The following is a 22,800-nucleotide window of genomic DNA, read 5'->3' as shown; positions in this document are numbered from 1 at the left end:
AGGGTGAACAACGTCTCGCCACCGGACTTTTTTACAACCCCAACACCAGCTGTCGCTCCAGCTGCGGATCAAGCAGCGTGACGTGCAGCCCCACCAGCCGAACCCCACGCCCTGCCCGCCGTTCCTCCCAGGCCTTTTTTGCCGTTGCGATAAGATCGTCTTTATTCAGGCGCGGCCAGACGTGCTCCTGCGTCGTCTGCTGGAAGTCATTGAACTTCAGCTTGATGCCCTGACGCGCAATCAGCAGGTCGGGCTTTACCTTGCTTAAACGCCGCTCCAGCTCCGGGTAGAGCTGTTCCGTAATGATGGTTTCACACGCGGACCAGTCGTGAATATCTTCACTGAGGGTGCGCTCAACCCCGACGGATTTGCGCAGCCGTTCGCTGTTAACATCACGATCGTCTATTCCCTGACTGCGCTCCCACAGTACGCGGCCAAACTTGCCAAAACGCTTGAGCAGCATCGCCAGATCGCTTCGCTGCACGTCCTCGCAGGTTCGTAATCCCATGCTTTCCAGCTTAGCGGCGGAAACTTTCCCCACGCCGGGAATTTTACCGAGCGGCAGGGTTTTCAAAAACGCCGGAACCTCCTCAGGGGTGATGACGTACTGACCGTTGGGCTTATTGAGATCGGACGCGATTTTCGCCAGAAACTTCACCGGCGCGATGCCTGCCGATGCGGTCAGGTTTAGCTCGTCTGAGATGGTCTGGCGGATCTCCTGCGCCATCAGCGTGGCTGAGCCATGGCAATGCAGGCTGTCAGTGACATCAAGATAGGCTTCGTCCAGCGAAAGCGGCTCAATCAGCGACGTATAGCGAGAGAAGATCTCCCGAATGTGCAGGGACGCTTCTTTGTAAGCTTCAAAGCGGCCAGGGAGGAGCGTGAGATGAGGGCAAAGTTTTAGGGCCATTGCGGTAGGCATGGCGCTGCGCACGCCATATTTTCGCGCGGGATAGTTGGCCGTGCTGATCACGCCGCGCTGAACGCGACTGCCGCCAATGGCGATGGGGATATCCCGCAGCGCCGGATTGTCACGCATCTCCACTGCGGCAAAAAAGCAGTCCATATCAACATGGATAATTTTGCGCATAGTAAGCCCTCACTCGTCACTGGATAAGTATACAGTAAACAAATAAGGGTTGAGAAGCAGCAAGAACGCCGGGTGACAGCTTTGCCTTACCCGGCCAACAAAAGTTAAATAATGCGTTGCCGATCGCGCGCCATTCTTTTTTTCCGCGCATCGCACGGTTCCGGGCAGTCGCAGACCTTTTCCATGCCAATGGATGAAATACCACCGCAGCTGCCCTGAATGCTTTTTCGCTTAACGATCCAGCCTAACGACATGCCGAAGATGACAAAGACAAAAACCACAAAGGTTGCCAGAAACGTCAGCATCATCAGCCTCCAAAGTCATCAAGCATGATGTTCTCATCTTCGACGCCGAGGTCCTTCAGCATCTTAATCACGGCGGCGTTCATCATCGGCGGTCCACACATATAGAACTCGCAGTCCTCTGGCGCCGGATGCTGCCTGAGGTAGTTTTCATAGAGCACGTTATGGATGAACCCCGTGTATCCCGTCCAGTTATCTTCCGGCTGCGGATCGGAGAGCGCCACGTGGAAGGTAAAGTTCGGATTCTCCCGCGCCAGCTGTACAAACTCGTCGTCATAGAACATCTCGCGCAGCGAGCGGGCGCCGTACCAGAAGCTGATTTTACGCTGGCTCCCGAGCCGCTTAAGCTGATCGAAAATGTGCGATCGCATCGGGGCCATACCGGCACCGCCGCCGATGAAGACCATTTCCGCGTCGGTGTCTTTGGCAAAGAATTCGCCGAACGGACCAGAGATGGTCACCTTGTCACCGGGCTTAAGGGACCAGATATACGATGACATGATCCCCGGCGGCGCGTTCGGCACATTTGGCGGTGGCGTGGCGATACGCACGTTGAGCATAATGATGCCCTTTTCGTCCGGGTAGTTAGCCATGGAATAGGCGCGCAGCGTTGGCTCCTTCACGTCAGAGACAAAGCGGAAAAGGTTAAACTTATTCCAGTCGGCGCGGTATTCATCAGGCACGTCAAAATCCGCATACGCAACGGTATGTGCCGGGCACTCGATCTGGATATAGCCTCCCGCACGGAAGGGCACATCTTCCCCATCAGGTACGCGCAGCTTAAGCTCTTTGATGAAGGTGGCCTTGTTATCGTTGGAAATAACTTCGCATTCCCATTTTTTGACGCCGAAGATCTCCTCCGGCAGCTCAATCTTCATGTTCTGGCGGACGGCAACCTGACAGGCCAGACGGCAGCCCTCTTTTGCTTCACGCCTGGTAATATGCGCCAGCTCGGTTGGCAGAATATCACCCCCGCCCTCTTTTACCGTGACGCGGCACTGCCCGCATGAGCCGCCGCCACCGCAGGCGGAAGAGACAAAAATTCCATTGCCGGAGAGCGTGTTAAGCAGTTTATCCCCCGCCGGCGTGCGGATCTGATTTTGCGGTTCGTCGTTTATATCAATGATAACGTCGCCGGTGTTGACCAGCTTTGCCCGCGCGACAAGAATCAGCCCGGACAGCACCAGCACAATCAGCGTGAACATCACTACGCCAAGAATAATTTCCATTCAATTGCCCTTAAAGCTGCACACCGGAGAAGGACATAAAGCCCAGCGCCATTAGCCCGGTGGTGATAAAGGTGATCCCTAAGCCGCGCAGTCCCGCAGGGACGTTGGCATATTTCATTTTTTCGCGTATCCCCGCCATGGCGACGATTGCCAGCATCCAGCCAACGCCCGATCCAAAACCATAGACAATAGATTCACTAAAGTTGTAGTCACGCTGCACCATGAACGAGACGCCGCCAAAAATCGCACAGTTCACGGCGATCAGCGGCAGGAAGATACCGAGCGCGTTATAGAGCGACGGGAAATATTTATCGAGGATCATCTCCAGGATTTGGACCAGCGCCGCAATCACCCCAATGAAGGTAATGAAGTTCAGGAAGCTGAGATCAACGCCCTCCACCAGCGCCCCGTCGCGCAGTACGTAGTTGAACACCAGATTATTGATGGGTACAGAAAGCCCCAATACAACCGTGACCGCAACGCCCAGACCGAAGGCCGTGGATACCTTTTTGGATACCGCGAGGAACGTGCACATGCCGAGGAAAAACGCGAGCGCCATGTTTTCTACAAACACCGCGCGCACAAACAAACTCAGGTAATGAGCCATTGTCGGTTACTCCTTTTCCTGCTGTTCAGGCTTCAGCGTACGAATCAGCCAAATCAGCAGCCCGATAATGAAAAATGCGCTTGGCGCCAGCAGGAATAAGCCATTTGGTAAATACCAGCCGCCGTTTTGCACCGTATCCAGCACCGGGATGCCAAACAGCTTGCCGCTGCCGATAAGCTCGCGCAGGAACCCCACGGTCAGCAGGATCGCGCCATATCCCAGGCCGTTACCGATGCCGTCCATAAAGCTCGCCAGCGGCGGCATTTTCATGGCGTAGGCTTCCGCGCGCCCCATGACGATGCAGTTGGTGATAATCAGACCGACGAACACCGAAAGCTGCTTTGAAGTTTCGTAGGCGAACGCGCGCAGCAGCTGATCGACCACGATCACCAACGACGCGATGATCGCCATCTGAACGATGATCCGCACGCTGTTCGGAATGTGGTGGCGGATCATCGAGATAAACATGCTGGAAAACGCCGTAACCAGCGTGACCGCAACGGTCATCACCAGCGCGGTTTCCAGCTTGGTGGTGACCGCAAGCGCCGAACAAACGCCCAGCACCTGCAGCGTAATCGGGTTATTGGCCAGCAGGGGGCCAATTAGCACCTTTTTGACTTCTTTTAGTTCACCCGTATCAGCCATTATTCAGCGCTCCTTCACGTACGTTTTTCAGGAAAGGCCCAAAGCCCATCTCGCCCATCCAGAAATCAAAACTGTGCTGTACCCCGTTAGAGGTGAGCGTTGCTCCGGAGAGCCCGTCGACGGCGTACTCATCGCCGGGACGGGCCCCACCTTTCACCACCTTCAGCGCGGGCTCGCCGCTGTCATTGAGCACTTTCTTGCCGACAAACTGCGCTCGCCAGTTAGGGTTCTCAATTTCGCCGCCTAATCCCGGCGTTTCGCCCTGGTCATAGTACGTAATGCCCTTAACGGTGCGGCCATCCGTATCGAGCGCAACAAAGGCGTACATCATCGACCACAGGCCGTTGCCGTAAATCGGCAGCACCATTTCCTGAACCCGCTTTTGCTCGTCGCGCACCAGATAGATCTCGGCGAGGTTGCTGCGTCTCTTAATGCCGGCCGGGTCCTGGTCAGGCTCCAGCGATAAGCTCATCTGCGGATCTTTCAGCGCCAGCGCCTGGTTAAACGTTGACGGGTCCTTGTCCAGCAGTTCGCCCGTTTGCAAATCCACCAGCCGCGGCGAAATGCGCTCGGCAAAGAGGGTCGAAACGTCTTCAGCGCTCATGCCTTCCTGCATCAGCCCGGCAACGGCGAGAATATTGCGCTGTTTGTCCAGCGCGCGCTGCTCCTGCTGTAGAGGCTTTAAGCCCACGGCAGAGCCGGCAACCACGATGGAACACACCAGGCAAAGAACCAGCACCACCAGCAGCGTTTTACCGATGCTGTCATTGTTTTTGATTTCAGCCACGCGCCTTCCTCCGCTTAATGTTGGCGCGCACGACCAGATAATCGAAGAGTGGCGCAAACAGGTTGGCAAACAAAATGGCCAACATCATCCCTTCCGGATAGGCCGGGTTGACCACGCGAATCAGTACGCACATCACGCCGATGAGCGCGCCGTAGTACCATTTTCCCTTGTCGGTAAACGAGGCCGAAACGGGATCGGTTGCCATAAACATCATGCCGAAGGCAAAACCGCCCAGTACCAGATGCCAGTACCACGGCATAGAGAACATCGGATTGGTCGTTGAACCGATAGCGTTGAACAGGGTGGCGGTGAGCACCATGCCCAGCATAACGCCCGCCACAATCCGCCACGACGCCACGCGCCCGAACAAAATAATGGCTCCGCCAATCAAAATCATCAGCGTTGAAACCTCACCAATGGAACCAGGGATTGTGCCAATAAAGGCATCAAACCAGGTCACGGGCTGTCCGGTGGCGTTATTGACCAGCGTTTCACCGCCGTGCGCTGCCCACTGGGACAGCGGCGTCGCGCCGGAGAATCCGTCGGCCGCCGTCCATACCAGATCGCCAGAGATTTGCGCCGGGTAGGCGAAGAACAGAAACGCGCGCCCCGCCAGCGCCGGGTTCAGGAAGTTACGCCCGGTTCCGCCGAAGATCTCTTTAGCGATCACTACGCCAAAGCTGATGCCCAGCGCCGCCTGCCAGAGCGGCAGCGTCGGGGGAACAATCAGCGCAAACAGAATGGAGGTGACGAAGAAGCCTTCGTTAATCTCGTGCTTGCGGATAATGGCAAACAGCACTTCCCAGAAGCCGCCGACGATAAACACCGTGAGGTAAATTGGCAGGAAGAATACGGCGCCCAGCGTCATCATGCTTATCCAGCCCGCGTCGGCCGCGAAGCTCACGCCAAGGGACTGCGCTAGCCTGTAGTGCCAGTCAGACTGGATAACCTGCGCCAGCTGTGGGGCATCGTATAAATGGTGCAGCGCCGGAATGGTCTGCAGGCCCACGTTGTACATGCCCCAGAACATGGCCGGGAAGACCGCAAACCAGACCAATATCATCATTCGCTTGAGATCGATGGCGTCGCGGACGTGCGCTGCGCCTTTCGTCACCTGCCCAGGGGTATAGAAAATGGTCGTCGTCGCTTCAAACAGCGGGTAATACTTCTTCAGCTTACCCTCGGTAAAGTGCGGCTCCAGTTTTTCAAAGAGGTGTTTTAAGCCCATCAGTTATCCTTCCTGCTCAATGCGGGTTAACACCTCGCGTAATACGGGTCCATATTCGTATTTTCCCGGACAGACATAGGTACAGAGCGCGAGATCTTCTTCATCTAATTCCAGGCACCCTAGCGCCTGCGCGCTGTCGGTATCCCCGGCGAGCAGATCGCGCAGCAGCAACGTTGGCAAAATATCCAGCGGCATTACTCGCTCGTAGTTACCGATGGGAACCATGGCGCGTTCACCGCCGTGGGTGCTGGTTGAGAAGTTGAAAAGCTTGTCTCGCAGGAAGTGACCAAACGTGGTGCGGGTTACCGAAAACTTATCCGCCCCCGGCAGCACCCAACCAAAGAGCTCCTTCTCGCGCCCTTCCTGAACGATGCTCACCTGCAAATGGAAGCGGCCAAGGAACGCCTGCTCGCCCACCGCATGCCTGCCGCTGAGCACCGACCCGGAAATCAGGCGGTTTTCACCAGCCTTGGCTTCACCCACCAGCAGTTCGTTTATGTCCGCCCCCAGGAGCGTACGCACCAGACGTGGATGCGTGGCCTGCGGCCCGCCGATGGCGATCGTCCGCTCGGTCCACAGCTCGCCGGTGGTGAAAAGCTTGCCGATGGCAATCACGTCCTGATAATTGAGATGCCATACCTGCTTCGTCAGGCTGACCGGCTCGAGGAAATGGATATGGGTGCCCGCGAGCCCCGCCGGATGGGGGCCAGCAAAAGCGTTAAAGGTGACCTGCCCCTGCGGATGGCCGCCGAGCTTGCCTCCGCTCGCCTGGCAAACGTGGACTTTACCCGACGTTAGCCGCGTTAACACGGTTAGCCCGGCATCAAATGCCTTTCTTTCCGCCAGGATGAGAGGCTCGGGATCGGCGCTCAGCGGATTCGTGTCGATAGCCGTAACGAAAATAGCGGCAGGCGTGGTACCGGGAACGGGTGATTTACTGAAGGGACGCGTGCGCAAAGCGGTCCACAGGCCGGAATCCAATAGCTGGGCCTGAACGGTCTCGCGAGTGAGGGCTGTGAGATCCTCTGCGTCATAGCGGGCAAATTCACGCTGCTCGTCCCCTTCGAGACGAATGACCACCGCGCGGAAAACGCGGCGCTCCCCGCGATGAATGCCCACAACGGTGCCGCTGGCCGGTGCCGTGAACAGAACGCCAGGATTTTTTTTATCCTCGAAAAGCGCCTGTCCTTTAATGACGCGATCGCCCTCCTGTACCAGCATCGAGGGGCGCATCCCAACGTAGTCGTCGCCTAACAAAGCAACATGACGAATGTCAGCACCGGCTGTAACGTGCTGCTCAGGCACGCCTGCGATCGGTAAATCAAGTCCTTTTCTTATTCTAAACATGTGGTTAGCAGGTATCCGTATACATCAAACCAGAGGGGACGAATTGTAACAGTTTCCACCGCGTCGGCGGCAGTGAATCTGCCGTCCGGCGCCCCAAAGTGCGAGCCGTTACGCAAAGTTCTTAAGGCTACGGGTTTTTCATCGTTTATCGCGTAAAACTAATGTGTAAACTGACAGCGTGGCTATTGCGAAAATCTATGGCGATGCTAATGTGAGCGCTCCTGTCCAGATTAGTCTGATTTCGGGTCTCTTTTGCCGTCCTGGCAAGTTGGTTATGGTTTTATCAAGGAACTAGCAGTATGCGTAAAATCGCATTGTTCATTGCGATGCTTCTGATTCCGTGTGTGTCGTTCGCCGGGCTGCTCAGCAGCAACAGCTCCACCACGCCAATCAGCAAAGAATATAAGCAGCAGTTAATGGGATCGCCGGTTTATATTCAAATCTTCAAGGAAGAGCGCACCCTCGATCTGTTTGTGAAAATGGGCGAGACTTATCAGCTACTTGATAGCTACAAAATTTGTAACTACTCCGGCGGACTGGGGCCTAAACAGCGTCAGGGCGATTTCAAAAGCCCGGAGGGGTTCTACAACGTTCAACGTAATCAGCTGAAGCCAGACAGCCGCTTTTATAAAGCGATCAATATCGGTTTCCCAAATGCCTATGACCGTGCGCACGGCTACGAAGGTAAATACCTGATGATTCACGGTGCCTGCGTGTCAGTCGGCTGTTATGCGATGACGGATACCGGTATTGATGAGATTTTCCAGTTTGTGACCGGGGCGCTGGTATTTGGTCAGCCCAACGTACAGGTCAGCATCTACCCGTTCCGCATGACCGATGCCAACATGGCGCGGCATAAGTACTCTTACTACGCTGATTTCTGGAAACAGCTGAAGCCGGGCTATGACTACTTTGAGCAGACCCACAAGCCACCTGTGGTCTCTATCGTTGATGGCCGCTACGTGGTCAGCAAGCCGCTGAGCCACGAAGTCGTTCAGCCGCAGCTGGCGTCAAATTACGCGGTCCCCGAGGCAAAATAGTACCCACTCGCCTGGCATAATCTTTTGCCAGGTTTCGTTGCCCGTCAGCGGCTGCGTCGCAATCACGGTGACCACATCGTTTGGTGTGGTCTCTTTCTGGAAGTCTATCTCCACATCCTGGTCGAGCAGCGTCGCCACGCCAAAGGGCGCGCGTCGGGTGATCCAGAATAGATTCGTGGAGCAGAACGCCATAACGTAGCGACCGTCAGACAGCAGCATATTAAATACGCCCTTCTCGCGCAGCTCAGACGCCAGCGACGCAATGTACTTAAACACGGCGGCCATGTTGCCCGGGGTTCGCGGGTAACGTTCGGTCAGCTTGTGCAGCAGCCAGCAAAAGGCTTTTTCACTGTCGGTTTCGCCAACCGGGCGGAAATTACCGGTCTCAAGAGATTTGTAGCCCGTAAGCTGGCCGTTGTGCGCGTAGGTCCAGTTTCGTCCCCACAGCTCGCGGGTAAAGGGATGCGTGTTCTCAAGCGCCACTTCGCCGCGGTTTGCCTGGCGAATGTGGGCGATCACCGAGCGGGATTTGATCGGATAATCCTGCACCAGTTTGGCAATCGGCGAATTGAAGCTGGGTTGAGGATCTTTGAACGTGCGACACCCTTTGCCTTCGTAGAATGTGATGCCCCAGCCGTCTTTATGCGGCCCGGTTCCTCCACCGCGCTGAACCAGCCCGGTGAAACTAAAGCAGATATCGGTTGGCACATTGGCGCTCATCCCGAGCAGTTCGCACATACGTCACCTCCACAACAGCGGGGGCAAGAGTGCCCCCAGCGAAGTCTTACTTAACCATCTCTTTTTCAATCAGCTGGATCAGGATGTGGATCACTTTGATGTGAATTTCCTGAATACGGTCAGCATAACCGAAGTGCGGAACGCGGATTTCAACGTCCGCCGTGCCGTCCATTTTACCGCCGTCTTTACCGGTCAGCGTGATGACTTTCATCCCTTTTTCACGCGCGGCGGCAATCGCCTTGATCACGTTAGCGGAGTTACCGGAAGTAGAAATACCCAGCAGCACATCACCTTCACGGCCTACTGCTTCCACGTAGCGAGAGAAGACATAGTCGTAACCAAAGTCGTTGCTCACGCAGGAGATGTGGCTCACGTCAGATATCGCAATCGCCGGGTAGCCCGGACGGTTTTCACGGTAGCGCCCGGTCAGCTCCTCCGCGAAGTGCATGGCGTCGCAGTGGGAGCCACCGTTACCGCAGGACAGCACTTTACCACCCGCTTTGAAGCTGTCCGCCAGCAGAACCGCCGCGCGCTGAATGGCATGAATATTGGCATCATCTTTCAGAAAGTTAGCCAGCGTTTCCGCCGCTTCGTTCAGTTCGTTACGAATAAGATCCTGGTACATGAGGATAATCCTTCAGTATTGATGAAATAACACAGTGGAGTGTACCGGATAGCGCTAAAAGCGAGAAGCTTAAGCCATACGATTCATCGGGCGTTTTGATTTTTCGTGCCCGTCTTAACGCGAACAATGTGAACCAGGTTGTAATTATTTTGTAAACACATTGCTAAAAGAAATGCCATCAACTACAACCATATCATCACAAGTGGTCAGACCTCCTACAAGCAAGGGAGCTTTTCTTTATGATGATTTTGAGCATTATCGCAACCGTAGTTCTTATCGGTGTGCTGTTCTATCACCGCGTAAGTTTATTCCTGAGCAGCCTGATACTTCTGGCCTGGACGGCTGTGCTTGGCGTCGCAGGTCTTTGGAATATCTGGGTATTGGTTCCGCTGGCCCTTATTCTTCTGCCGCTGAATCTTACACCGATGCGTAAGTCCATGATCTCCGCACCGGTGTTTAAAGGCTTCCGTAAAGTGATGCCGCCGATGTCGCGCACGGAGAAAGAAGCAATTGATGCGGGCACCACCTGGTGGGAAGGCGATCTGTTTCAGGGCAACCCGGACTGGAAAAAGCTGCATAACTATCCGCAGCCGCGCCTGACCGCTGAAGAGCAAGCCTTTATTGATGGCCCGGTGGAAGAAGCGTGCCGCATGGCAAACGACTTCGCGATTACCCACGAAATGGCCGACCTGCCGCCGGAGCTGTGGGCCTACCTGAAAGAGCATCGCTTCTTCGCGATGATCATTAAGAAAGAGTATGGCGGTCTTGAGTTTTCCGCTTACGCGCAGTCTCGCGTGCTGCAGAAACTGGCGGGCGTGTCGGGTATCCTGGCAATTACCGTTGGCGTGCCTAACTCGTTAGGCCCGGGCGAACTGCTGCAGCACTACGGCACTGAAGAACAGAAAGATCACTACCTGCCGCGTCTGGCGCGCGGTCAGGAGATCCCATGCTTCGCATTGACCAGCCCGGAAGCGGGCTCCGATGCGGGCGCGATACCGGATACCGGCGTCGTGTGCATGGGCGAATGGCAGGGAGAGCAGGTGCTCGGTATGCGCCTGACCTGGAACAAACGTTACATTACGCTCGCCCCTATCGCGACCGTGCTGGGCCTGGCATTTAAGCTTTCCGACCCGGAAAAACTGCTGGGCGGCGCGGAAGACCTGGGCATTACCTGCGCGCTGATCCCAACCTCAACGCCGGGCGTTGAAATTGGCCGTCGCCACTTCCCGCTCAACGTGCCGTTCCAGAACGGTCCTACCCGCGGTCAGGACATCTTTGTGCCGATTGACTACATCATCGGTGGTCCAAAAATGGCCGGCCAGGGCTGGCGCATGCTGGTGGAATGTCTGTCCGTTGGCCGCGGTATTACACTGCCGTCGAACTCTACGGGCGGCCTGAAGTCCGTGGCGATGGGGATTGGCGCATACGCGCATATCCGCCGTCAGTTCAAAATCTCTATCGGCAAGATGGAAGGGATCGAAGAGCCGCTGGCGCGCATTGCGGGCAACGCCTACGTGATGGACGCCGCCGCATCGTTGATTACCTACGGCATTATGCTTGGCGAGAAACCGGCCGTGCTGTCGGCGATTGTGAAGTACCACTGCACCCACCGCGCGCAGCAGTCCATCATTGACGCAATGGATATCGCGGGTGGTAAAGGCATTATGCTCGGCGAAGGCAACTTCCTGGCGCGCGGCTACCAGGGCTCACCGATTGCCATCACCGTTGAAGGGGCAAACATCCTGACGCGCAGTATGATGATCTTCGGCCAGGGCGCCATCCGCTGCCATCCGTACGTACTTGAAGAGATGGCCGCCGCGCAGAATAACGACGTAAACGCTTTTGATAAGCTGCTGTTTAAGCATATCGGGCACGTGGGCAGCAACAAGGTGCGCAGCTTCTGGCTGGGCCTGACGCGCGGTCTTACCAGCGCGAGCCCAACCGGTGACGCGACCAAACGTTACTACCAGCACCTGAACCGCCTGAGCGCCAACCTGGCCCTGCTGTCCGACGTTTCAATGGCCGTGCTGGGCGGAAGCCTGAAACGTCGCGAGCGTATCTCTGCTCGTCTGGGCGATGTGCTGAGTCAGATCTTCCTGGCCTCGGCGGTGCTCAAGCGTTACGACGACGAAGGCCGACAGGAAGCGGATTTGCCGCTGGTACACTGGGGCGTTCAGGACGCGCTTTACCAGGCAGAACAGGCGATTGACGATCTGCTGGCGAACTTCCCGAACCGCTTTGTGGCAGGCCTTCTGCGCGCTACGATCTTCCCGACCGGCCGTCACTATCTGGCACCGTCAGATAAGCTGGATCACAAAGTGGCGAAGATCCTGCAGATACCGAGCGCAACGCGTTCACGCATTGGCCGCGGTCAGTATCTGGCACCAACCGAGCATAATCCGGTGGGCCTGCTGGAAGAGGCGCTGCGGGACGTGATGGCCGCCGACCCAATCCATCAGAAGATTTGCAAGCAGCTGGGCAAGAACCTGCCGTTTACCCGCCTGGATGAACTGGCGAAACAGGCTCTGTCTGGCGGTATCATCAGTCAGGATGAAGCGGCCGTACTGGTTAAAGCCGAAGAGAGCCGCCTGCGCAGTATTAACGTGGATGATTTCGAACCGGACGAGCTGGCAACGCAGCCGGTAAAGCTGCCGGAGAAACACCGTAAACCTGAAGCCGCGTAACGCGTTTCGCTTCTACAAACCCCGCCCTGCGCGGGGTTTTTTATTGCCTCCCATTCTGTTTATGTCGTGCTACAGTGTGAAAAAGCCGTTCTTCGAGGAGTCTGTATTGTGTCTGGTCTGAAGATTACCGTTTTGCAGCAACCTTTAGTCTGGATGGATGGCCCTGCCAACCTTCGTCATTTCGATCGTCAGCTGGAAGAGATTACCGGGCGCGATGTCATCGTTCTGCCCGAGATGTTCACCACCGGCTTCGCCATGGAAGCGGCTAAACAGTCTATGCCAGAGAAAGAGGTTGTCGCGTGGATGCACGCTAAAGCGCAGCAGACAAATGCCCTGATTGCCGGGAGCGCCGCGCTGCAAACCGAGCGCGGGCCGGTCAACCGCTTCCTGCTGGTTGAGCCGGAAGGGAAAGTACATGTTTACGACAAGCGACACCTGTTCCGCATGGCGGACGAGCATCATCATTATGAAGCAGGTAATGAGCGCATCGTCTTTGAGTGGCGCGGCTGGCGTATCCTGCCGCTGGTCTGCTATGACCTGCGCTTCCCGGTCTGGTCGCGCAACCGCAACGACTATGACCTGGCGCTGTACGTTGCCAACTGGCCTTCCCCGCGCTCTCTGCACTGGCAGGCGCTGCTGGTAGCGCGCGCCATTGAAAATCAGGCCTACGTGGTGGGCTGTAACCGCGTCGGAACCGACGGCAATGGACATCACTATCGCGGCGACAGCCGGGTAATAAATCCTCAGGGTGAAATTATTGCCACCGCCGAACCGCATCAGGCCACGCGAATTGATGCGGAGCTGTCGATGACGGCGCTGAGAGAGTATCGGGAGAAATTTCCGGCCTGGCAGGATGCTGACCCGTTTAGCATCGGCTAAACCAAAGCCGGGCGTCGCTTGCGTCTGGCCCGGCATGTGCGTGACGTAATATTTTTATAAGATGAAAACGACGAAGGCCTGAATCATTTCTGATTCAGGCCTTCTGAATAGTGGCGGAACGGACGGGACTCGAACCCGCGACCCCCTGCGTGACAGGCAGGTATTCTAACCGACTGAACTACCGCTCCACTGTTCCCGTTTGGGGAACGATGCGAATATTACGGTCTGCCTCTGAACTCGTCAACGCTTTTTCTCACGATTTGAATCGTTTGCTGTAAAAATCGCCCAAACGGTGATTTTACACACACATATGCACGCTTTACGCGCGCCACATGCAGCTTCCGCCCTTCTTCTGCACGAGATCCAGGCGCGATTCATGGTCGAGCAGCTCGGCGTCGCTGGCTAAAACCACCCGGAGACGGCTTGCCTGCCGGACAATGCGCTGAATACCCGCTTCGCCCTGGGTCTGCTGCGATTCATTCTCCATGCTGAATTTCATCGACGTCTGCCCGCCGGTCATAGTCAGATAGACATCCGCAAGGATCTGGGCATCGAGCAACGCGCCGTGCAGCGTTCGCTTGGTGTTGTCTATTTCGTAGCGCGAGCAAAGCGCATCGAGGCTGTTACGCTTGCCGGGGAACATCTTCCTCGCCAGCGCCAGGCTATCCGTGACCTTACAGAAGGTGTTTGTCTTCGGAATATCACGATTGAGCTTGCTGAACTCATAGTCCATAAAGCCGATATCGAACGATGCGTTATGGATGACAAGCTCTGCGCCTCTGATGTATTCCAGAAATTCATCCGCGACGTCCGCAAAGGTCGGCTTATCGAGCAAGAACTCATCGGCAATACCGTGAACGCCAAAAGCCTCCGGGTCCACCAGCCGGTCGGGCTTGAGGTAAACATGGAAGTTGTTTCCCGTAAGACGGCGGTTCACCACTTCAACAGCACCGATCTCAATGATCTTATGCCCTTCATAGTGCGCGCCAATTTGGTTCATACCGGTGGTTTCGGTATCGAGAACAATCTGGCGAGTTATTGCTGTGCTCATAGCGGTCATTTATGTCAGACTTATCGTTTAACTGATCGTTTCAAATACAGGAAGTCTACCAGAGATGCGTAAACAGGTAGAAATTTTCACCGATGGATCTTGCCTGGGTAACCCAGGGCCCGGTGGCTATGGCGCCATTATGCGCTATCGTCAGCATGAAAAAACCTTTAGCGAAGGCTATTTTCTGACGACCAACAACCGCATGGAGCTGATGGCGGCAATTGTCGCGCTCGAAGCGCTTAAGGAGCACTGCGACGTTACGCTGAGCACCGATAGCCAGTACGTGCGTCAGGGAATAACGCAGTGGATCCATAACTGGAAAAAACGCGGCTGGAAAACGGCAGAGAAAAAGCCGGTTAAGAACGTCGACCTGTGGAAGCGTCTTGATGCGGCCTTAGGCCAGCACGAAATCAAATGGGAGTGGGTAAAAGGCCACGCCGGGCACCCTGAAAACGAGCGTTGCGACGAACTGGCGCGTGCGGCGGCCTCTAATCCCGCGCACGAAGACGTTGGCTACCAGCCTGAATCCTGATCGCGGTGTTTATACTGCCGCGTAGCGCCAACGGTCTGACGAAGTTGCGATTTCGATTTAGACTGTTTCATTGGGTTAAGCGTAAGAGGGATCGTCCGCTTGCGCGCCACAATAAACTGCATGCAGCCCAGCGCGGGCAAATGCGTGCTGAGCAGCAGGCCGCCCTGCCGCGTCCAGGGAAGGACCTGGAAACCACCACAGTAAAGCACCTCAAAATTCAACAGTGAAAGCCAGTCTAGCTGGCGCATCATCGAAAACATTCTGCTGTTGTAGGGCGCTTTGCGGCGCAGCACGGGAACCAGCTTACGCAAGCCCATCAAACTCAAAGGATTAAAACCGCTGATCACCAGCCAGCCGTCGTCAATCAGAACCCGATCGGCTTCACGCAGAAGTCGATGGGGATCGCTGCACCAGGGCAAGGTATGGGCGAGCAGGCATGCATCAACGGATTTTTCAGCAAAAGGCAAATGCAGCGGGTCAGCGACCACCTGAACGGGTAATCCGCCAAGCGAGACATTGACCTGATGAGAGATAGCGCAGCTTTCAGTATTGATTTCTGCGCTGAGGTTGCCAATCTTAAGCAGGTGAAAACCGTACATTTTTGCGAGCCAGGGTTTAAGCTGGAGTTCAAGCGCCTCGCGATAGTATTCACCCCAGGGCAGCTCAGCCCAACGTTCCGGTGCTGCGACAGCCTGAGGTATCCTTGCCGGTTTCATCAACACATCCGCCACGTTGTAAGAGGTAATGTATGAATCTTATCAGTATTCCAGCCTTTCAGGACAACTACATCTGGGTTTTATCTGACGATGAGAAACGCTGCATCATTGTCGATCCGGGTGAATCAGCGCCCGTATTACACGCGATCAATGAAAATGGCTGGATACCTGAAGCCATTCTTTTAACGCATCACCATAACGATCATGTCGGTGGTGTTTCCGATTTAGTCGCTAAATTTCCACATATCGCGATTTATGGGCCCGCTGAGACACAAAATAAGGGTACAACGCAAGTAGTCAAAGAGGGCGAAACTATCCACATACGTCAGTGGGATTTTTCCGTAATTGCCACCCCTGGTCACACTTCTGGACATCTCTGTTTCTACAGTAAACCTTATCTTTTTTGCGGTGACACGCTGTTTTCAGGCGGTTGCGGAAGGCTGTTTGAGGGTGCGCCAGAGCAAATGTATCAATCTTTACAAAAGATTAATGCACTTCCCGATGATACCGTCATATGTTGCGCACATGAGTATACATTAGGGAATATGAAGTTTTCCGCCAGCATCTTACCTGACGATTCCGCGATTCAGGATTATTACCAGAAAGTGAAGGAGTTACGTGCAAAAAACCAAAAAACACTGCCCGTAATTCTGAAAAACGAGCGTAAAATAAATTTATTTTTACGAACTGATGATATTGATTTAATTAACAAAATTAACCAAGAAACAAATTTGCAACAACCAGAGGCACGATTTGCATGGTTAAGGTCAAAGAAAGATAACTTCAGATAAATGCGGGTTGCCTTTTCAAAATTTCGCCGTTATCATCGCTCGTCTTTTAAGCAACTATTGACACACACATGAAGGCAAAAGCGATATTACTCGCCTCTGTCCTGCTTGTCGGTTGCCAGGCGCAAAACGCCAGTAACGTACAACAGCACGCACAGAGCCTTTCTGCAGCTGGTCAAGGGGAAGCAGGGAAGTTTGCAAGTTCGGCACGATGGTTGGACGATGGGACAACATTCGCGCAGGAACAGAACTTGTGGACCTCTATTGGCGACGAGCTAAAGATGGGAATTCCGGAAAACAGCCGGATTCGCGAACAGAAACAGAAGTATCTAAGAAATAAGAGCTATCTCCACGATGTAACGTTACGGGCAGAGCCGTATATGTACTGGATAGCCGGGCAGGTTAAGAAACGTAACATGCCTATGGAGCTGGTACTCCTACCCATAGTGGAGAGCGCTTTTGACCCACACGCAACGTCTGGCGCCAATGCCGCAGGTATTTGGCAGATCATTCCGAGCACAGGGCGCAATTATGGTTTGAAACAGACCCGCAGTTACGATGCGCGTCGCGATGTTGTCGCCTCAACGACAGCGGCTCTCGACATGATGCAACGTCTGAACAAGATGTTTGACGGCGACTGGTTGTTAACGGTCGCAGCATATAACAGCGGTGAAGGTCGCGTAATGAAGGCAATGAAAGCGAATAAAGCGCGTGGTAAGTCCACCGATTTTTGGTCGCTTTCACTGCCACAGGAAACGAAGATCTACGTACCCAAGATGCTGGCCCTGAGTGATATTCTCAAGAACAGCAAGCGTTACGGTGTGCAACTGCCAACACCAGACGAAAGTCGTGCACTGGCGCGCGTTCGCCTCAGCAGTCCAGTTGATATTCAACAGGTCGCTGATATGACGGGTATGTCGGTTAGTAAGCTTAAAACCTTTAATGCCGGTGTTAAAGGCTCAACGCTGGGGGCGAGCGGCCCGCAGTATGTAATGGTCCCGCAGAAACATGCTGACCAGTTACGCGAGTCTTTAGCTTCTGGTGAGATTGCTGCGGTTCAGTCAACGCTGATCGCCGATACCTCACCGGTAAGCAGCCGCAGCTATAAGGTCCGTTCGGGTGATACGCTTTCGGGCATTGCTTCACGTCTAGGCGTGAACAGTAAAGATCTGCAGCAGTGGAACAATCTGCGCGGTTCTAGCCTGAAAGTCGGTCAAACGCTAACGGTTGGCGCAGGTAGCAGTGCGCAGCGTCTCGCCCGAAACAGCGATAGCATTACCTATCGCGTACGCAAGGGTGATTCGCTGTCCAGTATCGCTAAACGACACGGCGTGAACATCAAGGATGTGATGCGCTGGAATCATGATACTGACAACCTACAGCCGGGCGACCAGCTAACGCTGTTTGTGAAAAACAACGCTACGCCGGATTCCTGATCGTTAGACCTAATGTTAAAAGGCACCGATTCCCCTCGGTGCCTTTTTGCTTTATCCCGCTTTGTACGCTTCTGCCATGAGGGTATCACTGGTAAAGGAGCCATCATCCTGCAGCTCAAAGTATTTCTTCACCTCCGCAGATGCACTTTCCTGATACAGCCGAATAGCCTTGCTTAACGCTTCCGGCGTCCGCATGCGGGCGATCCATGAGCTGAACTCAAGCGGCAGACGGTCCGTGATGAATGAATGCGATATCAATCCTGCTTCGGTGATAAACGTTAACCACTCCCCGCTTGAGTAGTTTTGTACGTGCGACGTGTCGCGCAGCGCCTCAACCGTCTGCAGCCAGATGTTTCGAACCGGATGGCCCGGAGACATTACATCCATAATGATGAAGAGCCCGCCGGGCTTGAGAACGCGTTTTACCTCACGCAGCGCCTGTCCAACATCGTGCCAGTGGTGCGCGGAGTAGCGGCTGATGACAATGTCAAAAGATGCATCGGCAAAAGGTAACGACTCGGCGTAGCCCTGACACGTCGCTACGTTACTCAGCCCTTTGTCTTTAGCCGCCTCTCTGACAACGTCCAGCATTTGGCTCGACAAGTCGTACGCCGTTACCTGCTCTACATGCTGCGCAGCCGTAAAGCTGGCGTGCCCTGCCCCGCAGCCTAAATCCAGCAGATGAGCCTGCGGGAATACAGACAGGCGTTCACCAAGACGCGCCAGGTCACGCCCGGAGGCATGAACTGCGCTGCTCAGATAAGCGCTTGCCTGAGAGCCAAACTGTTTTTCTACGTTGTCATGATGGGAATGTGTCGTTGTCGTCATTGTGCTGTCCTTTTGTTGGTTAAAAAATTAAGGGCAGCACCGCGAGCCGGTCTGCCCCACGGCAGACCTGACACACCATTATTTATCAGGTTTGCCGGGACTAAATTCGACGAGTAGCGGATTGTGATCGGAGGCGCGCGTTACCAGTACGGAGGCGTCATGCACGCTCAAGCCACGATAAAAGACAAAATCAAGAGGACGACCAAAGGCTTTTTTGCGATGGTCGTCGGTAAAGCGAACTTCACGCAGGGACATTTCGCGCGCAAAGCGATACAGCGCGTTCATGCGTGGGCGGCTCCAGGCGTTAAAATCTCCGGCCATAATTATGGGACCGCTGTGATGCGCAATCTGGTCGCCAATAGGAAGTAACTGCTTACTATACACATCAACGCCCAGGCTGAAGTTTACCGCATGGATATTTACCACCATCAGCAGGCGGCTGTCTGGCAGAGGATAAACGGTTACCAGCGCGGATTTTGCGAGGCGCAGCAGCGGCTCGCGTTCGCGCAATGGGCAGCAATAGACGGGATGTGCAGAAGAAAGTGTCATCACCCCAGAAGGATGTTGCGGTAAGACGAATGCGGGCACCTGATCGGCAGCGAGATAATTCGTTGTCGCAAACCGTACCAGTTCAGGGGTTGTTTGCGCCTCCTGTAACAGTACAAGATGCGCATCTTTGCCAAAGTTTTTCAGCACGGACAACCAGTCGGCGCGCTGCTGCTTAAAAATGTTCCACACCAGCACGCGAATTTTTTCATCGCTGCTTAACGGGGCGCCGGCGGGTAATGCCTGGCTAAGGCTTGCAAACGACCCCGGAGGTAAAATCCTCTCCGCGGGTAATCCGGCAACATAGCGCATGGCATAGGTATTTTTTCGCACTTTTGGAAACAACCTCTATAGCAATGAACCAGCCCGGAAAACGGACTGGTTCTACTGTTATAGGGGCTTTATGCTTCACTTTCAACGCAATTTCTAAGAAACCGCTTTCCAGTTTTGTAAGCAAGCACTTGCTGCGTTTTAATTGAGGGCAATACGCGCGGGTTTATCAAGGCGGCCACTCAGGCCAATCAGCAGTAATGCCACAAGCACGATGACTGCGCCAATCCACGGCGTTTGTGCAAGGCCGAAATGCTCTACCGTTTGTCCACCGACGATGGAGCCCAGAGCAATACCAATATTAAACGCTGCAATGTTAAGCCCTGAAGCCACGTCTACCGCATTTGGCGCGTAAAGCTCGGCTTTCTGCACGACGTAAACCTGCAGGCCTGGCACGTTACCAAAGGCAAATATTCCCATTACCAGTACCGTAGCCAGAGCAGCATATTGCATGGATGCGGTGAACTGGAAGATCGTCAGCAGCACAACCAGAGCTGCAAAGATAAATTTCAGCGCAGGGACCGCTCCATGTTTATCAGCCAGCCTGCCGCCCCAGATATTGCCAATCGCCACTGAGATGCCGTATCCCAGCAGGATCCAGCTCACCGCGTTGGAAGAGAACCCAGCGAGATCCTGCATCATCGGGGCCAGGAAGGTGAAAGCCGTGAACACGCCGCCGTATCCTAGCGCGGTTACCGCGTAGATGAGCAGCAGGCGTGGATGAGTCAAAACGTGGAGCTGTTCTTTAAGGCTGGCACTCGCACGGCTCGGTATACTGGAAGGCACCAGCAGCAGGCTTGCAACGAGCGCAATAACGCCCAGCAATGACACTGCGAGGAACGTCTCGCGCCAGCCAAAATGCTGGCCAATAAAGGTGCCGAGCGGTACGCCGGTCACCAGCGCAACGGTAAGACCGCCAAACATAATGGCAATGGCCGATGCGGCTTTCTCTTTCGGGACCAGACTCGTTGCAATGGTAGAGCCAATTGAGAAAAAGACGCCGTGTGCAAGGCCGGTTAACAACCGCGCAATGACCAGCGTGGTGTAGTCGGGTGCCTGCCATGCAATGACATTCCCCACAGTAAACAACACCATCAGAGCAACCAGCAGCTGTTTGCGTGGAAAGCGCCCGGTCAGCGCCGTCAGCACGGGGGCACCAGCTGCAACGCCAAGTGCGTAGATAGAGACCAATAGCCCGGCAGAGGGCAAAGAGATGGCGAGCCGATCGGCAATCGTAGGAATAAGGCCCACGATCACAAATTCAGTTGTACCGATAGCAAAAGCACTGATTGTCAGGGCCAGTAGCGCCAGTGGCATAACATACTCCGTATTCAGAATTAAGATGACAGGCAGTATGCGCCGGTGCTTAAATAACAAAAATGGTCAAAATATCAATTTAATTTTGCGGGTGGTGCAATAATGAAGGCGACCTCTGAAGAGTTAACGATCTTTGTTGCCGTTGTCGAAAGCGGTAGTTTTAGCCGCGCAGCGGAACAGCTGGGACAGGCTAATTCGGCCGTTAGCCGCTCGGTGAAAAAGCTGGAATCCAAGCTGGGTGTGAGTTTACTCAATAGGACAACGCGCCAGCTGAGCCTGACGGAAGAAGGTGAGCGCTATTTTCGGCGCGTACAATCGGTCCTGCAGGAGATGGCTGCCGCCGAAACCGAAATTATTGAGTCGCGTAACACGCCGCGCGGTCTCCTGCGAATCGATGCGGCAACGCCTGTCGTTTTGCATTTTCTGATGCCGCTGATTAAACCCTTCCGTGAACGGTATCCGGAGATGACGCTCTCATTGGTTTCTTCTGAGACATTTATTAATTTGATTGAAAGAAAAGTCGACGTGGCGATTAGGGCGGGAACATTAACTGATTCAAGCTTACGCGCGCGCCCGCTGTTTACCAGCTATCGGAAAATCATCGCATCTCCGGAGTATATCGCCCAGTTTGGAAAACCAGTGACGGTTGAAGAGCTCAAGCAGCATCTTTGCCTTGGCTTTACCGAGCCTTCATCGCTCAATACCTGGCCTGTTGCGTGTCACGACGGACAGCTGCATGAGATTCAGTGCGGGCTGTCTTCCAATAGCGGTGAAACGCTCAAGCAGCTGTGCCTGGAAGGGAATGGGATTGCCTGTTTATCTGATTATATGATTGATAAGGAAATAGCCCGCGGTGAACTAGTGGAGTTGATGGCTGAGCAACGTTTGCCGGTAGAAATGCCTTTTAGCGCGGTATATTACAGCGACAGGGCCGTAAGCACGCGCATTCGCGCATTTATCGACTTCCTGAGCGAGCATATAAAAACAGCTCCTGAAGGAGCTGTGAGAGGGTTTTAGCATACAGAGGGGATTACATGTTAATCCCAGTTTGGCGCCAGTCCTTCCGGGCTCACCAGGCGATCGTTGCGATCCAGTTCAGCGATCGCTTTTTTATCGTCGTCATCCAGCTTAAGCTCAAGCGCTAACAGGTTACTGGCCATGTTTTCGCGTTTGGTTGAGGATGGGATAACTGCATAACCTTCCCCCATTGCCCATGCCAGAATGACCTGAGCAGCCGTCGCGCTGTGCTTATCTGCGATACGTGCAATTACCTCGTCCTTCAGCGCTTTACCATAGGCCAGCGTCATATAAGAAGTGATATGTATACCATGCTGATTTGCCCACTCGACCACTTTACGATTTTGCAGATATGGTGACAGTTCGATCTGGTTAGTGGCAATATTCTCTACGCCAACTGCCGCAACTGCTTTTTCCATCAGCGGAATAGTGAAGTTGGAGATCCCGATTTTACGCGTTAGCCCCTGCTTTTTCGCTTCCAGCAGTGCCTGCATAAACTCTTCAACCGAAACCGCATCGTTAGGTGATGGCCAGTGGATAAGGGTAAGATCCACGTAGTCGGTACGCAGTTTTTTCAGGCTCTCTTTCAAACTTGGGATCAGCTTGTCCTTACTGAGGTTCTCAATCCAGATCTTTGTGGTGATAAAAAGCTCGTTACGCGGTACACCACTTTCTTCAATTGCCTGACCAACGGCCGCTTCGTTCTCATAGATTTGCGCTGTATCAATGGCGCGGTAGCCTAGGTCAAGTGCAGTTTTTACTGATGTGATAACAACATCATCTTTCAGGCGGAAGGTACCGAGACCAAATGCAGGGATAGCCATATTATTCCTCGTTAATCATAGTATTTGCGTTATGAGGAAGATTATCGCTGGTACGGTTATGCCGAAAAAGGGCATAAAATGCAGAGGATATTTGCTAATTTAGCAAAAATTATAAAGCGGATAAGAAAAAGCCCTGAGCGTTAACTCAGGGCTTTTAATAAGTGGCGGAACGGACGGGACTCGAACCCGCGACCCCCTGCGTGACAGGCAGGTA

Annotated in this window: 23 protein-coding genes and 1 tRNA gene; 7 read left to right on the top strand and 17 right to left on the bottom strand. The window is 54.2% G+C overall.

The annotated features are described in order from the left end of the window. Positions 1-31: 31 nt before the first annotated feature. The 8 genes from dinB to DBY73_RS10945 all read right to left on the bottom strand — a co-directional run bounded on the left by dinB (position 32) and on the right by DBY73_RS10945 (position 7,235). Positions 32-1,090 (bottom strand): DNA polymerase IV, encoded by a 1,059-nt coding sequence (gene dinB / locus DBY73_RS10980; RefSeq protein ID WP_112011181.1) that lies wholly within the window; start codon positions 1,088-1,090, stop codon positions 32-34. Positions 1,091-1,194: 104 nt separating this feature from the next. Continuing rightward, positions 1,195-1,398: a (Na+)-NQR maturation NqrM gene (gene nqrM / locus DBY73_RS10975; protein ID WP_112011180.1), complete on the bottom strand. Its 204-nt coding sequence runs from the start codon at positions 1,396-1,398 to the stop codon at positions 1,195-1,197. Beyond that, on the bottom strand, positions 1,398-2,621 hold the full coding sequence (nqrF, locus tag DBY73_RS10970) for an NADH:ubiquinone reductase (Na(+)-transporting) subunit F (protein WP_112011179.1): 1,224 nt from the start codon (positions 2,619-2,621) through the stop codon (positions 1,398-1,400). Before nqrF ends, nqrM begins: the two co-directional genes overlap by 1 nt. A gap of 10 nt (positions 2,622-2,631) precedes the next feature. After that, positions 2,632-3,228, bottom strand: a complete 597-nt coding sequence (nqrE, locus tag DBY73_RS10965) for an NADH:ubiquinone reductase (Na(+)-transporting) subunit E (RefSeq protein WP_112011178.1) — start codon at positions 3,226-3,228, stop codon at positions 2,632-2,634. A gap of 6 nt (positions 3,229-3,234) precedes the next feature. Next, positions 3,235-3,873: an NADH:ubiquinone reductase (Na(+)-transporting) subunit D gene (locus DBY73_RS10960; protein WP_112011177.1), complete on the bottom strand. Its 639-nt coding sequence runs from the start codon at positions 3,871-3,873 to the stop codon at positions 3,235-3,237. After that, on the bottom strand, positions 3,866-4,660 hold the full coding sequence (locus DBY73_RS10955; protein WP_112011176.1) for a Na(+)-translocating NADH-quinone reductase subunit C: 795 nt from the start codon (positions 4,658-4,660) through the stop codon (positions 3,866-3,868). The genes DBY73_RS10960 and DBY73_RS10955 overlap by 8 nt, the downstream gene beginning before the upstream one ends. Beyond that, a complete protein-coding gene (locus tag DBY73_RS10950) occupies positions 4,653-5,888 on the bottom strand; it encodes an NADH:ubiquinone reductase (Na(+)-transporting) subunit B (RefSeq protein ID WP_112011175.1) in 1,236 nt (411 codons plus the stop codon). The genes DBY73_RS10955 and DBY73_RS10950 overlap by 8 nt, the downstream gene beginning before the upstream one ends. A gap of 3 nt (positions 5,889-5,891) precedes the next feature. Continuing rightward, entirely contained in the window at positions 5,892-7,235 is a 1,344-nt protein-coding gene (locus DBY73_RS10945) for a Na(+)-translocating NADH-quinone reductase subunit A (RefSeq protein WP_112011174.1), read from the bottom strand. 299 nt (positions 7,236-7,534) lie between these two features. Here DBY73_RS10945 and dpaA point away from each other — a divergent pair, with 299 nt between their 5' ends. After that, positions 7,535-8,275 carry a peptidoglycan meso-diaminopimelic acid protein amidase gene (gene dpaA, locus DBY73_RS10940; protein WP_112011173.1) on the top strand — a complete coding sequence of 247 codons (741 nt, stop codon included), beginning with the start codon at positions 7,535-7,537 and terminating at the stop codon, positions 8,273-8,275. Here the strand turns inward: dpaA and DBY73_RS10935 are convergent. Continuing rightward, positions 8,246-9,013 (bottom strand): class II glutamine amidotransferase, encoded by a 768-nt coding sequence (locus tag DBY73_RS10935; protein WP_112011172.1) that lies wholly within the window; start codon positions 9,011-9,013, stop codon positions 8,246-8,248. The two genes, dpaA and DBY73_RS10935, sit on opposite strands and share 30 nt — an antisense overlap. 46 nt (positions 9,014-9,059) lie before the next feature. Next, positions 9,060-9,638 (bottom strand): D-sedoheptulose 7-phosphate isomerase, encoded by a 579-nt coding sequence (gene lpcA / locus DBY73_RS10930; RefSeq protein WP_112011171.1) that lies wholly within the window; start codon positions 9,636-9,638, stop codon positions 9,060-9,062. 239 nt (positions 9,639-9,877) lie between these two features. Between lpcA and fadE the strand changes: the two genes are divergently transcribed. After that, the gene (fadE, locus tag DBY73_RS10925; protein ID WP_112011170.1) at positions 9,878-12,322 is read left to right on the top strand and encodes an acyl-CoA dehydrogenase FadE; all 2,445 of its coding nucleotides are present in this window, start codon (positions 9,878-9,880) and stop codon (positions 12,320-12,322) included. Positions 12,323-12,430: 108 nt separating this feature from the next. Then, the gene (locus DBY73_RS10920) at positions 12,431-13,201 is read left to right on the top strand and encodes an amidohydrolase (protein WP_112011169.1); all 771 of its coding nucleotides are present in this window, start codon (positions 12,431-12,433) and stop codon (positions 13,199-13,201) included. Positions 13,202-13,312: 111 nt separating this feature from the next. On the opposite strand, the gene DBY73_RS10915 is transcribed toward DBY73_RS10920, so the two are convergent. Further along, positions 13,313-13,389, bottom strand: a tRNA-Asp gene (locus DBY73_RS10915). Positions 13,390-13,520: 131 nt separating this feature from the next. Further along, positions 13,521-14,252 (bottom strand): DNA polymerase III subunit epsilon, encoded by a 732-nt coding sequence (dnaQ, locus tag DBY73_RS10910; RefSeq protein ID WP_220092926.1) that lies wholly within the window; start codon positions 14,250-14,252, stop codon positions 13,521-13,523. 64 nt (positions 14,253-14,316) lie between these two features. On the opposite strand from dnaQ, the gene rnhA reads away from it, so the two are divergent. Further along, positions 14,317-14,784, top strand: coding sequence for a ribonuclease HI (gene rnhA, locus DBY73_RS10905; protein WP_112011167.1), 468 nt, complete (start codon positions 14,317-14,319; stop codon positions 14,782-14,784). On the opposite strand, the gene DBY73_RS10900 is transcribed toward rnhA, so the two are convergent. Beyond that, the gene (locus DBY73_RS10900; protein WP_112011166.1) at positions 14,766-15,500 is read right to left on the bottom strand and encodes a class I SAM-dependent methyltransferase; all 735 of its coding nucleotides are present in this window, start codon (positions 15,498-15,500) and stop codon (positions 14,766-14,768) included. The two genes, rnhA and DBY73_RS10900, sit on opposite strands and share 19 nt — an antisense overlap. 32 nt (positions 15,501-15,532) lie before the next feature. On the opposite strand from DBY73_RS10900, the gene gloB reads away from it, so the two are divergent. Both gloB and mltD read left to right on the top strand, forming a co-directional pair. Then, complete coding sequence (gene gloB / locus DBY73_RS10895) at positions 15,533-16,291, top strand: hydroxyacylglutathione hydrolase (protein ID WP_112011165.1); 759 nt, start codon at positions 15,533-15,535, stop codon at positions 16,289-16,291. 68 nt (positions 16,292-16,359) lie between these two features. Then, positions 16,360-17,724, top strand: a complete 1,365-nt coding sequence (gene mltD, locus DBY73_RS10890) for a murein transglycosylase D (protein WP_112011164.1) — start codon at positions 16,360-16,362, stop codon at positions 17,722-17,724. 51 nt (positions 17,725-17,775) lie between these two features. On the opposite strand, the gene DBY73_RS10885 is transcribed toward mltD, so the two are convergent. The 3 genes from DBY73_RS10885 to DBY73_RS10875 all read right to left on the bottom strand — a co-directional run bounded on the left by DBY73_RS10885 (position 17,776) and on the right by DBY73_RS10875 (position 20,745). Continuing rightward, on the bottom strand, positions 17,776-18,552 hold the full coding sequence (locus tag DBY73_RS10885; protein ID WP_112011163.1) for a class I SAM-dependent methyltransferase: 777 nt from the start codon (positions 18,550-18,552) through the stop codon (positions 17,776-17,778). A gap of 78 nt (positions 18,553-18,630) precedes the next feature. Further along, positions 18,631-19,431 carry an endonuclease/exonuclease/phosphatase family protein gene (locus DBY73_RS10880; RefSeq protein ID WP_112011162.1) on the bottom strand — a complete coding sequence of 267 codons (801 nt, stop codon included), beginning with the start codon at positions 19,429-19,431 and terminating at the stop codon, positions 18,631-18,633. Positions 19,432-19,569: 138 nt separating this feature from the next. Beyond that, positions 19,570-20,745: an MFS transporter gene (locus DBY73_RS10875; protein ID WP_112011161.1), complete on the bottom strand. Its 1,176-nt coding sequence runs from the start codon at positions 20,743-20,745 to the stop codon at positions 19,570-19,572. 102 nt (positions 20,746-20,847) lie between these two features. On the opposite strand from DBY73_RS10875, the gene yafC reads away from it, so the two are divergent. Next, positions 20,848-21,762, top strand: a complete 915-nt coding sequence (gene yafC, locus DBY73_RS10870; protein WP_112011160.1) for a DNA-binding transcriptional regulator YafC — start codon at positions 20,848-20,850, stop codon at positions 21,760-21,762. A gap of 20 nt (positions 21,763-21,782) precedes the next feature. Here the strand turns inward: yafC and dkgB are convergent, their stop codons facing one another. Further along, on the bottom strand, positions 21,783-22,586 hold the full coding sequence (gene dkgB / locus DBY73_RS10865; protein WP_112011159.1) for a 2,5-didehydrogluconate reductase DkgB: 804 nt from the start codon (positions 22,584-22,586) through the stop codon (positions 21,783-21,785). Positions 22,587-22,800: the final 214 nt, after the last annotated feature.

Source organism: Enterobacter sp. RIT418 (genome assembly GCF_003057745.1).
In the GTDB taxonomy this organism is placed as follows: domain Bacteria; phylum Pseudomonadota; class Gammaproteobacteria; order Enterobacterales; family Enterobacteriaceae; genus Enterobacter.
The sequence above is the reverse complement of the archived record's forward strand: the minus strand, read 5'-3'. Positions and strand labels throughout refer to the sequence as shown.

What these genes read in the sequence shown, in the direction of transcription:
- dinB (WP_112011181.1), bottom strand. Translation starts at nt 1,090, where the DNA reads ATGCGCAAAATTATCCATGTTGATATGGACTGCTTTTTTGCCGCAGTG.
- nqrM (WP_112011180.1), bottom strand. Translation starts at nt 1,398, where the DNA reads ATGATGCTGACGTTTCTGGCAACCTTTGTGGTTTTTGTCTTTGTCATC.
- nqrF (WP_112011179.1), bottom strand. Translation starts at nt 2,621, where the DNA reads ATGGAAATTATTCTTGGCGTAGTGATGTTCACGCTGATTGTGCTGGTG.
- nqrE (WP_112011178.1), bottom strand. Translation starts at nt 3,228, where the DNA reads ATGGCTCATTACCTGAGTTTGTTTGTGCGCGCGGTGTTTGTAGAAAAC.
- DBY73_RS10960 (WP_112011177.1), bottom strand. Translation starts at nt 3,873, where the DNA reads ATGGCTGATACGGGTGAACTAAAAGAAGTCAAAAAGGTGCTAATTGGC.
- DBY73_RS10950 (WP_112011175.1), bottom strand. Translation starts at nt 5,888, where the DNA reads ATGGGCTTAAAACACCTCTTTGAAAAACTGGAGCCGCACTTTACCGAG.
- DBY73_RS10945 (WP_112011174.1), bottom strand. Translation starts at nt 7,235, where the DNA reads ATGTTTAGAATAAGAAAAGGACTTGATTTACCGATCGCAGGCGTGCCT.
- dpaA (WP_112011173.1), top strand. Translation starts at nt 7,535, where the DNA reads ATGCGTAAAATCGCATTGTTCATTGCGATGCTTCTGATTCCGTGTGTG.
- DBY73_RS10935 (WP_112011172.1), bottom strand. Translation starts at nt 9,013, where the DNA reads ATGTGCGAACTGCTCGGGATGAGCGCCAATGTGCCAACCGATATCTGC.
- lpcA (WP_112011171.1), bottom strand. Translation starts at nt 9,638, where the DNA reads ATGTACCAGGATCTTATTCGTAACGAACTGAACGAAGCGGCGGAAACG.
- fadE (WP_112011170.1), top strand. Translation starts at nt 9,878, where the DNA reads ATGATGATTTTGAGCATTATCGCAACCGTAGTTCTTATCGGTGTGCTG.
- dnaQ (WP_220092926.1), bottom strand. Translation starts at nt 14,252, where the DNA reads ATGAGCACAGCAATAACTCGCCAGATTGTTCTCGATACCGAAACCACC.
- rnhA (WP_112011167.1), top strand. Translation starts at nt 14,317, where the DNA reads ATGCGTAAACAGGTAGAAATTTTCACCGATGGATCTTGCCTGGGTAAC.
- DBY73_RS10900 (WP_112011166.1), bottom strand. Translation starts at nt 15,500, where the DNA reads ATGAAACCGGCAAGGATACCTCAGGCTGTCGCAGCACCGGAACGTTGG.
- gloB (WP_112011165.1), top strand. Translation starts at nt 15,533, where the DNA reads ATGAATCTTATCAGTATTCCAGCCTTTCAGGACAACTACATCTGGGTT.
- mltD (WP_112011164.1), top strand. Translation starts at nt 16,360, where the DNA reads ATGAAGGCAAAAGCGATATTACTCGCCTCTGTCCTGCTTGTCGGTTGC.
- DBY73_RS10885 (WP_112011163.1), bottom strand. Translation starts at nt 18,552, where the DNA reads ATGACGACAACGACACATTCCCATCATGACAACGTAGAAAAACAGTTT.
- DBY73_RS10875 (WP_112011161.1), bottom strand. Translation starts at nt 20,745, where the DNA reads ATGCCACTGGCGCTACTGGCCCTGACAATCAGTGCTTTTGCTATCGGT.
- yafC (WP_112011160.1), top strand. Translation starts at nt 20,848, where the DNA reads ATGAAGGCGACCTCTGAAGAGTTAACGATCTTTGTTGCCGTTGTCGAA.
- dkgB (WP_112011159.1), bottom strand. Translation starts at nt 22,586, where the DNA reads ATGGCTATCCCTGCATTTGGTCTCGGTACCTTCCGCCTGAAAGATGAT.